General features: G+C 27.7%; 1 protein-coding gene. It reads right to left on the reverse strand.

Features of this window, described 5'->3' with window-relative positions; all coding sequences use genetic code 11:
* A partial coding sequence (locus tag HEN21_RS22595) for an oligosaccharide flippase family protein (protein ID WP_183082961.1) occupies window positions 1-574 on the reverse strand: 574 nt, incomplete at both ends.

The following is a 574-nucleotide window of genomic DNA, read 5'->3' on the forward strand; positions in this document are numbered from 1 at the left end:
CTTTATACATAATTCGAATAAGCATAATGTAAATAAAAGCATTTAATAAAACAGTAAATGCTATATTTAACAACGGTTCTAATTTCATTTCATTTATAAAATAATTTGAGCTTAACCCACTAATTAAGCATAGACACCATATAGGCAGCAAATTTTTTAATTGCATCCCTATTGTGATCGTTGAAACTTTTTGGCTAAATAATCCATTTAAAAACCATGAGAGATATGAGTGTAGAACTAAGCCAATCACCATCGCATTTATATTTATTTGTGTCGTAATGACAAGAATAATTGTCATCAATATTTTCTTTAGTACTTCTAAACGCAAAAAAAGATCACTTCGCCCATGAACCTGCAGTATATTAATATTTATTGCATGTATAGGATAGATCATAAATGCAATACAAAGTAGGAACAGAATATCAGATGTAAATTGCCATTCCTTTCCTAATAAGACAGATACTAATGGCTTTGAAATTAAACCTATTCCTAATAAAATTGGGAAAACAACAATACCTGCAATTTTAAGTGTATTTAAATAAGCATCATCTATTTTACCTTTACTATTATAAAT

This window comes from Escherichia sp. 93.1518 (assembly GCF_013368915.2).
In the GTDB taxonomy this organism is placed as follows: Bacteria; Pseudomonadota; Gammaproteobacteria; order Enterobacterales; family Enterobacteriaceae; genus Escherichia; species Escherichia ruysiae.